Origin of the sequence: Caulobacter sp. SSI4214, assembly GCF_012184455.1 — a bacterium.
In the GTDB taxonomy this organism is placed as follows: domain Bacteria; phylum Pseudomonadota; class Alphaproteobacteria; order Caulobacterales; family Caulobacteraceae; genus Caulobacter; species Caulobacter vibrioides_E.
On the sequence record NZ_SZWJ01000110.1, the window covers coordinates 1 to 12,578 of the forward strand.

Consider the following 12,578-nt stretch of genomic DNA (forward strand, 5'->3'; position numbering starts at 1 on the left):
TCTAGAGCGTTAGGCTGAAAGTGGCAACCGGCTTCAGCCCAACGCTCTAAACATATGATTTAGAGGTTTTTTTGACGCGTGAAATCGATTCCGACTTCAGGCTAAAGGCTCTAGGCGGCCACGCGGGCGTCGAGCGCCTCAAGCTTGGCCAGGATGCGGTCCAGCGTCGAGCGCTTCACCGGCTTGCCGTCGCGGAGCTTGGTCCAGGTTGTCTCGCTGATCGCATAGCAATCGAACAGATGCTCGCGCGTGATCGCCGGCAAGCGCGCGCGCAAACGCTGGAAAATCTCACGAGAGGCGGTGACGGTTTCAGCCATGAAGGATCTACGCGAGGATAACGGGCACGGATGAGAAGCAGGTGGGTAAACTATCGCTTTCCTATGACGACCGTGTGGAACGCGGCTATTTCACCATTGTAACAGATCGACAAAATCGCGCCCAAATTGACGGTGGCTGTCGCTTAGGCCGCCGAGGTCTGTTCAAGAGCAGGGCAAGGAAGGGTCGTGCGCGCACGACTTCTTCGCCCCAGACAAGCGCCGACGACGCCAAGCGCCAGCCCGGCTCCGCCCCACCAGGCCAGTTCATTCGCCACGTCCCGCGCCTCGCCCACGGCGCGTTCCAGGTCTTGCGGCGAAATCTCCTCGTCGCCTTGAAGGGCTAGCGCCGTGGCTTCGCTGGTCGTCGCCAGGGTCTCGGCGGCGGCTCGATGCCCTCCAACCCCGGCGACCATGAAGGCCAGGCTCCAGACGGTCAGGCCCAGCAACGCCCCCCGGTGACGACTGGAAAACCGCCGCGCTCGCGTGGCGACCCAGACGCCGACCTCGAGGGCCAGGACGTTGGCGATCAGGAACCAGAGGCCGCCGCTGAACACCAGCCCATTCACGCGGTCTTGGGTCAGCTGGAACGGATCGGCGACGACGTTCCCCACCGCGAGCCCGAGAAGATCCAGCAGGGCCGCCAGCGCGATCGCGACCGGAACGCCGGCCAAAGCGATGCTCCAAGCAGCGGCGCGACGATCGGCCTCGGCGGGGGCATGGATATTCGGCGCGGCCATTGCGGTTCTCCAGTCAGGCGGAGAACTCCGTGAGGACCGGGAAAGTTGCCTCGGGTTCAGAGGATAAAGCGCATTCCATCATAGGCCGCCTCGACGCCGGACGGCAGACGCGCCGACAAGACGTGATAGTCGAGGTCGATATGCAGATTGGTCAGGATCGCCCTTCGGGGCTTCGCCTTGGCGATCCACTCCAGCGCCAGATCGACATGCGCATGGGTCGGATGAGGCGTCCAGCGCAGGGCGTCGACGATCCAGACGTCCAGATCCTCCAGGTCCGCCCAACTGCCGTCGGGAATGGCGCGAACATCGGGCGTATAGGCCACACCGCCGAAGCGATAGCCGACCGCGCGGACCCCGCCGTGATCGACGTCGAACGTGTGCACCGGGATCGCCCCGCTGGGTCCTTCGATCGCGAAGTCGACGCCCAACGGCGGGATCAGGCGCGGATCCAGGATGGCCGGATAACCGCCCCGCGTCTCGAACACATAGGAGAACCGGTTCAGCAGGCCGTCCCAGGTGGCCTGGTCCATATAGGTCGGGATACGTTCGCGCTGGTTCAGGAAGAACGGCCGCAGATCGTCGATCCCATGCGCCTGGTCGGCGTGGTCGTGGGTGTAGAGCGCCGCGTCCACGCGCTGGACGCCCGCTTGAGCGGTCTGCAGGCGCAGGTCGGGCGAGGTGTCGACCACGACGGTGGTCTGATGACGCGGACCGCCCTCGCCAAGCCGGCGCACCAGCAGCGAGCAGCGAGAGCGGTGATTCCGCGGTTCGGCCGGGTCGCAGTCACCCCAGTTGCCATCGGCGCGCGGAACGCCGCCCGACGAGCCGGAGCCCAGGATCGTGAACTCCAGAAGCCCGGTCACGGTCGGGGGATCCGGTCGAAAAGGTCGAAGAACGCGTCCTCGGTCCGCGCCTCTGTATCGGCCCGGCTCCAGCCGCGGATTTCGGCCAGCTTGTCGTAGATGTGCGGCAGATAGGCCGGTTCATTACGCCGGCCGCGCATCGGCACGGGCGCCAGATAGGGGCAGTCCGTCTCGACAATGATGCGATCGGCCGGCATGTCGCGGATCAGCGCCCTCACCTCCTCCGCCGCCTTGAACGTGGCGATGCCCGAGACCGAGAACCAGGCGCCAAGGGCGGCCGCGCGGGCGGCCAGTTCAGCGCCGCTCGTATAGCAATGCATCAGGATCTTGAAGGGTCCGGACGCGTGCTCCTCCTCGAGGATCTGGCCCATGACATCATCGGCTTCACGGGTGTGAACCACCAGCGGCAAGCCGCTTTGCCGGGCGGCGACGCAGTGCTGGCGGAACACCTGGGCCTGCACGTCGCGCGGCGACAGATCGTAGTGGAAATCCAGCCCGCACTCGCCGATGCCGACCACGCGCGGGCGCTGGGCCAGCTCGACCAGACGCGCGGCGACCAGGCCAGGATCTTCCTTGGCTTCGTGCGGGTGCGTTCCGACGGTGCACCAGATGTCGGGCCCGGCCATGGCGATCGCGTGCACGGCCTCGAAGGCGGAAACCTTGTCGCAGATGGTGACCATCAGGGCGACGCCGGCGTCGCGGGCTCGGGCGATGACGGCGTCCCTGTCCTCGGCGAACTGAGGGGCGTGGAGATTCACGTGGCTGTCGATGAGCATACGGCTCACATCGCCGCCTTGGCCGCCGCGCGCAAGTCCGAGATGACGCTCCAGAAGGCGTCCCCGCGATCAAGGTTCACCGCCTCGACCTCGCCCGGGAGCCTGGAGAGCCGCTCCCACGCCTGCGCCCAGCGGTCTAAGCCCTGTGAATTCGCGCCATCGGCCGCCACCCGGGTGGAGAAGATCCGCACCTGGTCGGCCATGCGGTCCATCAGAAGCTCGAACCGCGCCATGCCGTCCGCGCCCCGGAAGGTGTCGGCCATGGCCAGCAGCGCCCCCTCGTCGATCTTGGGCAGGGCCCTCAGGATCTCGTTGGCCGCGTCGTCGATCTCGATGGCGCCGGCGGCGGCCAGCTGCAGCGCCTTGCCTGGCGCGCCGTGAGCCATGCGGGCCAGACGCTCGGCGTCCCGCTCGCCGACATCGGCCATGCGCTCGACCATCTCGGCGGCGGCGGCGATCCCAGGAGCTGGCACGGGCAGGCGTCGGCATCGCGAACGAATGGTCGGCAGCAACTTGCCTGGCGCGTGGCTGATCAGAAGGATCACCCCGCGCGGCGGCGGCTCTTCCAGCGTCTTCAGCACGGCGTTGGCGGCGTTGACGTTGAGATCGTCGGCCGCGTCGATGATCGCCACCCGATAGGGCGAGACGGCCGGCGTCGTGGCGAAGAATTCGGGCAGGCGGCGGGCTTCGTCGACCGGGATGGACTTACGCGCCTTGCCGTCGTCGGTCAGGCGCTCCAGCACCATCAGGTCGGGATGTGAGCGCGCGGCGACCTGACGGCTGACGGCGTCCGACGGCGCCGCGCCGAGTAGTCCCTGACTTGGGTCCGGACGCGCGCCCAGCAGGCGGCGCGCCATCCTATAGGCCAGGGTCGCCTTGCCGACGCCCTCGGGCCCCGTCAGCAGCCAGGCGTGGTGCAGCCGCCCCCGCTCCAAGGCGTCGATGAACGCCGCCTCGGCGGCGGACTGGCCGTCCAGACGATAGACATCGCGAGGGTGAGCGGGCGCGTGCATCCCGGCCTCCATCGACCGGTTTCGGCGTGTTGTCCAGCCTCTAGGGGCGAAGCACCGTGGCGCCCGAATAGCCCATCGACTCGACCCGCTGACGCAGGCTCGAAGCCGAGCCCTCGTCCGGTCCGGCCGAGACGGTGACTCGGTAGAGCGTGCCGCTCGGACGTTCTATGGCCTCGATCGTCGTTCGTCCGGCCCCCGAGAGTTGTCGAACGGCCTTCTCGGCGTTCTCGCGGTTGGCGAACGAAGCGGCCTGAATGCGGTAAGTCCGGACCGGGGGCGGCGCGGCGTCCGGCGGGTTGATCGGTGGAGCCGACGACTCGGCCGGCGGCGCGGCCGCGATCAGCGGCGGCGGGGCCTCAGGTTCGCGGCGTGGCGTCAGGACCTGCACCCTCTGCGGCGGCTCCTTGATGTCGTCGAAGCTGCGCGGCGCGTTCGGATCGCGCTGGATCGAGGCGTAGCGGCGCGGCGCGTCGAACGCCGCCTTGGGCGCCGGGCCCACATAGCGAACCCGGACATGGGCGACGCCGGCGCGTTGGTAGCCCAGTTGCTCGGCCGCCGCCTTGGACAGGTCGATGACGCGGCCGTCGACGAAGGGCCCTCGATCATTGACCCGGACGAGCATCTTCTTGCCGTTGTCGAGGTTGGTCACTTCGACGAGGCAAGGCAGCGGCAGGGTCTTGTGAGCGGCCGATGGCACGTCCATGTCGAAAAGCTCGCCGTTGGACGTGCGACGATTGTGGAATTGCTCGCCATACCACGAGCCGATCCCGACGACGTTGTAGTCCTTGTCCTCGCGCGGATAGTACCAGACGCCGTTGACCTGATAGGGCTTTTCGGTGCCGCGCAGAGGCTTGCCGTCGCGGCCGATCGTCGAACCCGGACGGGGCGAGCCGCCCCGCGTGGTGTCGTGGATCGCCGAGGCCATCATGCCCGACTTGCCCGTCTCGTAGCGGGGCGTCGCGCAAGCGGCCAGGCTGATCGCCGCCATGACCAGAAGGCCAAGGGCGCGCGCGTTTCGCCAAATCTGATCCAAACCTTCGTGCATCTGCCCGTCACGGACCCGGGGCGCGCCCCATCCACGCCATACTGTCGCTGGTTTGTTTTGAAGTCTGGTTAAGGGCGGATCACGCTGATATAGCCGCCTGCTCCGGACAGGTGGCCGAGTGGTTTAAGGCAGCGGTCTTGAAAACCGCCGTAGGTGGAAGCCTACCGTGGGTTCGAATCCCACCCTGTCCGCCAAGCTTTTCAAATCGCGAAAAAGCCTTTCAGGACAAGTATGTCGGCGATACGCACCGCGCTCTACGGCCAGGCTGATCATGATCTGGCGCCGTCCTCGGCGGGCGCGGTCCAGCTCTCGCCGTTCGTTCCAGGATCGAGCGATATCGCGTCGTTGCCGGACGAATCCTTCGCGGCCGTCACCGTTCGCGCCCCGGCCGGCGCGGTGGAGCGGCGTTTTGTCCTGGCTCACGCCTTGCGGATCCTCGCGCCGGAAGGACGCCTGACCGCCTTCGCGCCCAAGGATCGCGGCGGCCTGCGCCTGAAGAAGGAGCTTGAGGCGCTGGGCTGCGTCGTCGGCGAGAGCGCGCGCCGGCACCATCGCATCTGCGTCGCCGTGCGACCGAGCGAGATCGCTGGCTTCGACGAAGCGATCTCGGCGGGCGCGGCGCGACGCATCGCCGAGAATAGCCTCTGGACCCAGCCCGGCGTGTTCAGCTGGGATCGCCTGGACGCCGGCACCAACGCCCTGCTGCAGGTCCTGCCGCCGTTCGCGGGCGTCGGCGCCGACTTCGGCGCGGGCATCGGCCTCCTGGCCTTGAATGTCCTGGCGTCGCCCAAGGTGACAAAGCTGACTCTCGTCGAATTGGACCGGCGCGCCGTCGAAGTCGCCCGTCGCAACGTGACCGACCCGCGCGCCGAGCTCGTCTGGGGCGACGTCCGTCAGGGCGGACTGAAAGACTTGGACTTCATCGTCAGCAACCCCCCGTTCCACGAGGGCGGCGGCGAGGACAAGGCGCTTGGACAGGCCTTTATCCGAGCCGCCTCCGAGGCCTTGCGCAAGGGCGGCTCGCTGTGGATCGTCGCCAACCGCCACCTGCCCTATGAGGCGATCCTTGGCGAAAGCTTCGCCAAGGTCCGGTTGGTCGGCGAAGACGGCGGCTACAAGGTCTTCGAGGCCCGAAAGTGAGCGGCAAGGCCCTGATGGCGCGCCTGGATCGGCTGCTGGCCAATCTGGGGTATGGCAGCCGCAAGGACGTTCAGGCCCTGGTCGCCGCCGGCAAGGTCGTGCTGGATGGCAAGGCGCTAAAGGACGCCGGCGCCCGCATCGCCGTCGACGCGACCCTTCCCCAGCGCATGACGATCCGCGGCCTTCCGGTCGATCCGCCCGCCCCGCTTGTGCTTATGATGCACAAGCCTCTGGGCGTGGTCTGTTCGCACAAGGAAGAGGGTGAAAAGATCTATGATCTGCTGCCGCGCCGCTGGCGGCTGCGCGATCCGGGCCTCTCCACGGTGGGGCGCTTAGACAAGGACACCAGCGGCCTGATCCTGATCACCGACGATGGCGATTTTCTGCATCGAGTGATCTCGCCCAAGCGCCATGTGCCCAAGACCTATCTGGCCGCGCTGGACAGGCCGCTGACGGGCTCGGAGGGCGATGTCTTCGCCGCCGGAATCCTTATGCTGGACGGCGAGGAAAAGCCGCTGCTGCCGGCCAAGTTAGATGTGGTCGACGCCCGGACGGCCCGCCTGACGATCACCGAGGGCCGATATCATCAGGTCCGCAGAATGTTCGCGGCCGTCGGCAATCACGTGGTGGGCCTGCACCGCGAGCGGATCGGCGGCTTGAGCCTGCCCCCCGATCTCGAGCCCGGCCAGCATCGCATTCTAACGACCGCCGAAGCCGAAGCGGTGTTCAATGTCTGAGCCAACACCGGTCGATGCCCGGGGACATCACTGTCCGGTTCCGACCCTGAAGCTGCGCAAGGCGCTGGAGGCCGCCGCGCCGGGCGACGAGCTGTTCCTGCTGGCCACCGATCCCATGGCGCGCATCGACGTGCCGCACTTCGCCGCCCAGGTGGGCGCCGCGGTCCTTGAGATCGCCGACCGCGAAGGCGGCGTCATCCGTTTTCATATTCGGAAGGCGCCTTAAGCGCGATCGCCGCCGGGCCTCCGAGCAAGGCCGTCGGCCGATAGTCGAGGGCGATCTCGACCTCGGTGGCCAAGGCTCCGCCGAAGAAGATCGCGTTCGTGCTCCAGGAGAGCCAGATCAGAAAGATGATGACGGCCGAGATCGAGCCGTAGGTCGCGCCTAGGTGCACCACCTTCTCGACATAGAAGGCGCTGGCCCAGGACATGAAGACGCAGAGCGCGGCCGCCGCCACGCCGCCCGCCACCGAGGCCCGCCAGCCCAGGGGCGCGCGCGACATGGCGTAGCGATAGACGAGGGTCATGCCGACCACGATGCCGAAGCTGGCCCAGGTCCATTCGGACTGGATCCAGGAAACCCCCGCCAGCGGCCGGAGATTCAGGGCCGAGCCCAGCAGTCGCAGGGTCAGAAACACGCCGGACATCACGAAAAGCAGGCCGAACGCGGCGATCAGCACCAGCAAGGCCATCAGGTTGAAGCCGAAGAAGCCGCGTTGATTCTCTTCGTCGTGGATGAAGGACAGCCCCGCCAGCAACGCCTTGAAGCCCCGATGGGCGGCGTAGGCGCCGACGAGCAGAACGACGCCGCTTTGAAGCGAAAGGGCCTGTTCGGGCGTGTGGGCCAGGCGGCTCAGCTCGTCATGGAAGATCGGACGCGCCCCCGGCGGCACGAGCTCGGCCAGGCGCGTGGCCTGCCGCGCCGCGGCTTCAGGTGTGATCAAGAGGCCATAGGCGCCGATCAGGATGGCCAAACCCGGAAACACGGCCAGCAAAGCGAAGAACGAGGTCCCACCGACATAGAGCATCACGTCGCGTCCCCACAGACGCGACAGGGCGAGGCCAAGAACGCGAAGAACTTCCTGGACCCAGTGAATGGGATCAAGGTCCAGGTCACGCCAACGAATAGGGTGCCGATTTTGCATCGGGCGGACCATGGCGGCGCCGCCTTCCAGAGTCAAAGACGCGCCGCCCGGAACAGACGGCGCGTCTCCGCGGGCCTTGCCCGAAACCGAACGCCGCATCGAGGGACGGATGGCGCGACGCCCGGCTGACGTTCGAAAACTAGGATCCGCCACCTGAACCCAGCCTGAATGATCTCAGAGCGCGCCGGACGCCTTCAAGCTGGCGACCTGTTCCGCGGAAAAGCCCCAATCGGCGAGCGCTTCATCGTTATGTCCGCCGATCGGCGGCGGCGGTCCCTGGATCGCCCCGGGCGTGGCCGAAAAGCGCGGCGCCGGCGCCGGCTGCATGACCCCATCCACCTCGACGAAGGTCGCCCGGGCGGCATTGTGGGGGTGCTTTGGCGCCTCGTCCATTGTCAGGACCGGCGCGAAACAGACGTCGGTGGCGTCCATGATCGCGCACCATTCGTCGCGACTCTTCCGCTTGATGACCGCCGCCAGCTTTTCGCGCAGCTCCGGCCATTCCTCTCGACTCATCTGATGCTGGAATTGCGGGTCGGTGATTCCCGTCTTCTCCAGCAGCAGCAGGTAGAACTGCGGCTCGATCGAGCCGATCGAGATCCATTTGCCGTCTGCGCATTCGTAGGTGTCGTAGAAATGCGCCCCGCCATCCAGCATGTTGGCGCGTCGCGCCTCGGTCCACATGCCGCCCGCCTTGAAGCCGTAGAACATGGCCATCAGCGAGGCCGCGCCGTCGCTCATGGCGCAGTCGATCACCTGCCCCCGCCCCGTCTGACGCGCATGGATCACGCCAGCCAGCAGGCCAAACGCCAGATAGAGCGCCCCGCCCCCGAAGTCGCCGACCAGGTTCAGCGGAGGCACGGGCTTGTCGGTCGTGCCGATCGCCGCCAGGGCGCCGGTGATGGCAATGTAGTTCATGTCGTGGCCGGCGGCCTTGGCGTAGGGCCCGGTCTGTCCCCAGCCGGTCATGCGCCCATAGACCAGCTTGGGATTACGGGCCAATGCAACGTCCGGCCCGAGGCCCAGCCGCTCCATGACGCCGGGACGGAAGCCCTCGATCAGGCCGTCTGCCTGTTCCAGCAGCTTCAGGCAGGTCTCGATCGCGGCGGGATTCTTCAGATCCAGCGCCACCGATCGCCGCCCGCGCGCGGTGACGTCGGCCGGCGATCCGCGCCCCTGCCCCTTACGGTCGATTCGGACCACGTCGGCGCCGAGGTCGGACAGCAACATGCCGCAGAAGGGCCCCGGGCCGATGCCAGCGAACTCGACGATCTTCAGTCCCGAAAGCGGCCCCTGGCCCATGACGCGATCTCCCATTCTTCCCCTTTTCGGGGCGGTTCTCTGACCGTAGCCGCGTCAGTAGAGCGGCGATGACGTTCGGTCAGGCAACCCCCGAAGGAAACGGCGCCGAATTCGCCCCGCCCCGCGACGTTGCGCACCTTTGACCACGCAACGCCTCTGCTATGTTGAGGCGTCGAATCTCGGCGGCCTCCAGAGCTTGATGGCGGTCCGTCACCGAGCTTCGCTCCTGAAGCACGAGCCCTTGCCGGCTCTGCGGGATCGGCGAAGCCAGAGTTCGGGCGGAGGTTGGTTTTGGCGGTTGACGCCCGGATCCTGATCGTGGCGCGCGACGATGTTCGCGCGGGACCGCTGGCCGAGGGGCTAGACCGGTTGGGCTGGCGCACGATCACCGCGCGCGGTCCCTATGCCGCTCTGGCGGCGCTGGGCGATCTTCCGATCGAAGCCGTCATCGTCGACCTCGCGACCGCGGGGCCCGAAACCCAGACCCTGGCTCGGCGCCTGAAGGCCGCCGTCGCGCCGCGCCGCCTGCCGGTCATCGCCATCGGCGAGCCGGACGGCGACTATCGCAACCAGGCGTTCGACCTGACCCTGTCGCCGCCGCTGCATCCCTCCCAGGCCGCGCTGCGCCTGGAAACCCTCGTGCGCACCGCCATCGCCGAGGAAGAGTTCGAACTGCGCCTGGAGACGTTCGGCGAACGCGGCCGTCGTCTGGATCTCCCCGAAACGCCGGACGAGCGCTACCGCGTCCTGGCGGTCGGCGAGCCCGCGCCGCAGTTCCTGGCCCTCTCCAACGCCCTGCAAAATAGCGGCGCGGAGGTGATCGGGGCGTTCACCGCCTATACCGCGTTCGATTATCTGCATGAGCGCCCCTTCGACGCGGTCGTTCTATGGGCCGGCGACAGCCAGCAAGAAGCGCTGTCGATCGCGGCGGGGATGCGCCGCAACACGCGGCTCTTCCATATCCCGGCCCTGCTCTATCTGAAGGCCGAAAGCTATGTGACCATGTCCGAGGCCTTCCATCGCGGCGTCTCCGACGTCGCCTCGCCCGATACGCCCGAGATCGATACGGCGACGCGGATCATCGAGCTGGCCCGCAACTTCCGGCGTGGCGAGGCGATCCGAGGCGCCTTGGAAAAGGCCCGAAGCTCCGGACTGATGGACGCGGCGACGGGCCTCTTCACCCGCGACCTCTTCGCCGCCCACCTGGCGCGGCTCGCTCGGGCGGCGGCCGAGCGAGCAAGGCCGCTGTCGATCTGCGTCCTGCGTATCGCCGACAAACCCGAGACGGTCTGGGCGCGCCAGAACGGATGGCTGGACCGCGCCATTCCGCAGATCGGCTCGATGGTTGGCCGCCTGGTGCGTGTCGAGGACACCGCCGCGCGCCTTGCCACGGAGGTCTTCGCCCTGGCCCTGCCGGCGACCAATCTGAACGCCGCCCGCGCCGCGGCCGAGCGAATCGCCGCCGTCATCGGCTGCACGGCCTTTGACGCGGGCGAGGATCGGGCGCCCTTCGTCTGCGAGTTCGACATCGGCGTGGCCGAGGTCGAGCGTGGCGAGGGGGCGGTGAAGGCTTTGGAACGCGCCGCCGCCAGCGCCCTGAAGCGCGACGTCGGCTGACTCTCCGCGCCGACGCAAGCAACGCTTGGGCGCCCTAGGGGCAGCCCCTATATGAAACCTGTCCTGTAGCGGACAAGATTTCCAGAGGAGCGCGCCTTGAGCCAGACCATGACCATTGACGTGGTGGCCGACGTCGTCTGCCCCTGGTGCTATCTGGGCTGGCGACGCCTGAAATCGGCGCTGGCCCTGCGCCCGACCGTTCAGGCTCAGCTGATCTGGCGTCCCTATCAGCTGGATCCGACGCTTCCCGAGGAGGGCGTCGATCGCAAGGCCTACATGGCGAACAAGTTCAAGGATCCCGACAAGCTGAAGGCCGTCCACGCGGCTCTGGTCGAGGGCGGCGCCGAGGAAGGCATCGCCTTCGACTTCGAGGCCATCGAGATCGCGCCCAACACCAACGCCGCCCATCGCCTGATCCGCTGGGCCCTGACGGCGGGCGCGCAGGACCAGGTCGTGGAGGCGCTGTTCAAGGGCTATTTCGAGCAAGGCCTCGATATCGGCGACCCGATGGTGCTGGCCGACATCGCCGAAGCGGCCGGGATGGAGCGTCTGGTGGTGCTGCAACTGCTCTCCGAAGGCGCGGACAAGGAGGCGGTGGCGCGCGAGCACGGCATGGCGGTTCAGGGCGGGATCACCGGCGTGCCTTTCGCCATCTTCGCCGGCAAGGTCGCCGTGGTCGGCGCAGAAACGCCGGAACGGATCGTCGAGGCGATCGACCAAGCCCTGGCCGCCTAGAGCCTTTAGCCTGAAATCGGAATCGATTTCAGGCGTCAAAAAGGCTCTAAATCAAATATTTAGAGCGTGAGATGAGCTGAAACCGGTTCCCACTTTCAGCCTCACGTTCTAGGCTCGGGGCGTTCGCCTTCCGCCTCGGCTCTTGCTTTTTGCGCCGCAACAAGCGCATAAGGTCTTTCGTTGGCCCCCTTCCGTCGCGGAGGGGGCTATTTTCGTTGGAATTCGACCAAGAAGCGGTCCGAGGGAAGCGTTCAAGGCTTCAAGAGGGGCCCGATTTGGTCATTGGCGCGAGCCGCGCGTGTTTGTGTGCGCGGCCGCAGATGAACTGGACCTAGATGCCCTTCCCCGCTTCCCACCCCGCTCTTGAGCGGGCTCTCGCCGCTCAGGGTTACGCCGAGCCCACCCCCGTCCAGGCCGCCGTGTTGGCCGCCGACGCCGCTGATCGCGACCTCCTAGTCAGCGCCCAGACCGGCTCGGGCAAGACCGTCGCCTTCGGCCTCGCCGCCGCCCCGACCCTGCTGGGCGATGCCGAGACCTTCGGCCAGGCCGCCGAGCCGCTGGCCCTGGTGATCGCCCCGACCCGGGAACTGGCCATGCAGGTCAATCGCGAGCTGGCCTGGCTCTACGCCGAGGCCAAGGCCGCCGTGATCAACTGCGTCGGCGGCATGGACGCCCGGCGCGAGCAGCGCGCGCTGAACTACGGAGCCCACATCGTCGTCGGCACGCCGGGCCGCTTGCGCGACCACATCGAGCGCGGCCACCTCGACCTCTCCAAGCTGAAGGTCGCCGTGCTCGACGAGGCCGACGAGATGCTGGACATGGGCTTCCGCGAGGACCTGGAATTCATCCTCGACGCCGCCCCGCCCGAGCGCCGGACCCTGCTGTTCTCGGCCACCCTGGCCCGCGACATCGTCGAGCTGGCCAAGCGTTACCAAAACGACGCCCTGCGGATCGACACCATCGCTCGCGACGAGCCGCACCGCGACATCGAGTACCGCGCCGTGCGCGTGGCCCCGAACGAGGTTGAGCACGCTGTCGTCAACCTGCTTCGCTTCTTCGAAGCCCCCGGCGCCCTGGTGTTCGCCAACACCCGTGAAAGCGTCCGCTCGCTGCACGGCAAGCTGCGCGAGCGCGGCTTCGCGGTCGTCGGC

The 12,578-nt window shown here is 67.4% G+C and carries 14 protein-coding genes and 1 tRNA gene; 7 read left to right on the forward strand and 8 right to left on the reverse strand.

From position 1 onward, the window contains the following. Positions 1-110: 110 nt before the first annotated feature. From FCU40_RS20520 to FCU40_RS20545, 6 genes are all read right to left on the reverse strand, one after another. Complete coding sequence (locus FCU40_RS20520) at positions 111-317, reverse strand: hypothetical protein (protein ID WP_004615356.1); 207 nt, start codon at positions 315-317, stop codon at positions 111-113. A gap of 143 nt (positions 318-460) precedes the next feature. After that, positions 461-1,054, reverse strand: a complete 594-nt coding sequence (locus FCU40_RS20525) for a hypothetical protein (protein WP_168077474.1) — start codon at positions 1,052-1,054, stop codon at positions 461-463. Between the two features lie 56 nt (positions 1,055-1,110). After that, a complete protein-coding gene (locus FCU40_RS20530; protein WP_168077475.1) occupies positions 1,111-1,917 on the reverse strand; it encodes an MBL fold metallo-hydrolase in 807 nt (268 codons plus the stop codon). Next, entirely contained in the window at positions 1,914-2,702 is a 789-nt protein-coding gene (locus tag FCU40_RS20535) for a TatD family hydrolase (protein ID WP_168077477.1), read from the reverse strand. Before FCU40_RS20535 ends, FCU40_RS20530 begins: the two co-directional genes overlap by 4 nt. Further along, positions 2,699-3,706 (reverse strand): DNA polymerase III subunit delta', encoded by a 1,008-nt coding sequence (locus FCU40_RS20540; RefSeq protein ID WP_168077479.1) that lies wholly within the window; start codon positions 3,704-3,706, stop codon positions 2,699-2,701. Before FCU40_RS20540 ends, FCU40_RS20535 begins: the two co-directional genes overlap by 4 nt. A 40-nt stretch (positions 3,707-3,746) precedes the next feature. Further along, positions 3,747-4,751, reverse strand: a complete 1,005-nt coding sequence (locus tag FCU40_RS20545; RefSeq protein WP_168077481.1) for a septal ring lytic transglycosylase RlpA family protein — start codon at positions 4,749-4,751, stop codon at positions 3,747-3,749. Positions 4,752-4,855: 104 nt separating this feature from the next. On the opposite strand from FCU40_RS20545, the gene FCU40_RS20550 reads away from it, so the two are divergent. The 4 genes from FCU40_RS20550 to FCU40_RS20565 all read left to right on the forward strand — a co-directional run bounded on the left by FCU40_RS20550 (position 4,856) and on the right by FCU40_RS20565 (position 6,854). Further along, positions 4,856-4,945 (forward strand) — tRNA-Ser (locus FCU40_RS20550). Between the two features lie 37 nt (positions 4,946-4,982). Further along, on the forward strand, positions 4,983-5,891 hold the full coding sequence (locus FCU40_RS20555; RefSeq protein ID WP_168077484.1) for a class I SAM-dependent methyltransferase: 909 nt from the start codon (positions 4,983-4,985) through the stop codon (positions 5,889-5,891). Positions 5,892-5,905: 14 nt separating this feature from the next. Beyond that, positions 5,906-6,628, forward strand: coding sequence for a pseudouridine synthase (locus FCU40_RS20560; protein ID WP_168077492.1), 723 nt, complete (start codon positions 5,906-5,908; stop codon positions 6,626-6,628). After that, on the forward strand, positions 6,621-6,854 hold the full coding sequence (locus FCU40_RS20565; RefSeq protein ID WP_168077486.1) for a sulfurtransferase TusA family protein: 234 nt from the start codon (positions 6,621-6,623) through the stop codon (positions 6,852-6,854). Before FCU40_RS20560 ends, FCU40_RS20565 begins: the two co-directional genes overlap by 8 nt. Here FCU40_RS20565 and FCU40_RS20570 read toward each other — a convergent pair. Both FCU40_RS20570 and FCU40_RS20575 read right to left on the reverse strand, forming a co-directional pair. Next, positions 6,823-7,809 (reverse strand): YihY/virulence factor BrkB family protein, encoded by a 987-nt coding sequence (locus FCU40_RS20570; RefSeq protein WP_168077494.1) that lies wholly within the window; start codon positions 7,807-7,809, stop codon positions 6,823-6,825. The genes FCU40_RS20565 and FCU40_RS20570 overlap by 32 nt on opposite strands. Before the next feature lie 138 nt (positions 7,810-7,947). After that, positions 7,948-9,075: a CaiB/BaiF CoA-transferase family protein gene (locus FCU40_RS20575; protein ID WP_168077497.1), complete on the reverse strand. Its 1,128-nt coding sequence runs from the start codon at positions 9,073-9,075 to the stop codon at positions 7,948-7,950. Between the two features lie 291 nt (positions 9,076-9,366). On the opposite strand from FCU40_RS20575, the gene FCU40_RS20580 reads away from it, so the two are divergent. The 3 genes from FCU40_RS20580 to FCU40_RS20590 form a co-directional block, all read left to right on the forward strand. Beyond that, positions 9,367-10,692, forward strand: a complete 1,326-nt coding sequence (locus FCU40_RS20580; protein WP_168077488.1) for a PleD family two-component system response regulator — start codon at positions 9,367-9,369, stop codon at positions 10,690-10,692. Between the two features lie 108 nt (positions 10,693-10,800). Further along, positions 10,801-11,427, forward strand: a complete 627-nt coding sequence (locus FCU40_RS20585; RefSeq protein ID WP_168077499.1) for a DsbA family protein — start codon at positions 10,801-10,803, stop codon at positions 11,425-11,427. Between the two features lie 335 nt (positions 11,428-11,762). After that, on the forward strand, positions 11,763-12,578 hold an 816-nt coding region (locus FCU40_RS20590), incomplete at its 3' end, for a DEAD/DEAH box helicase (RefSeq protein WP_168077490.1).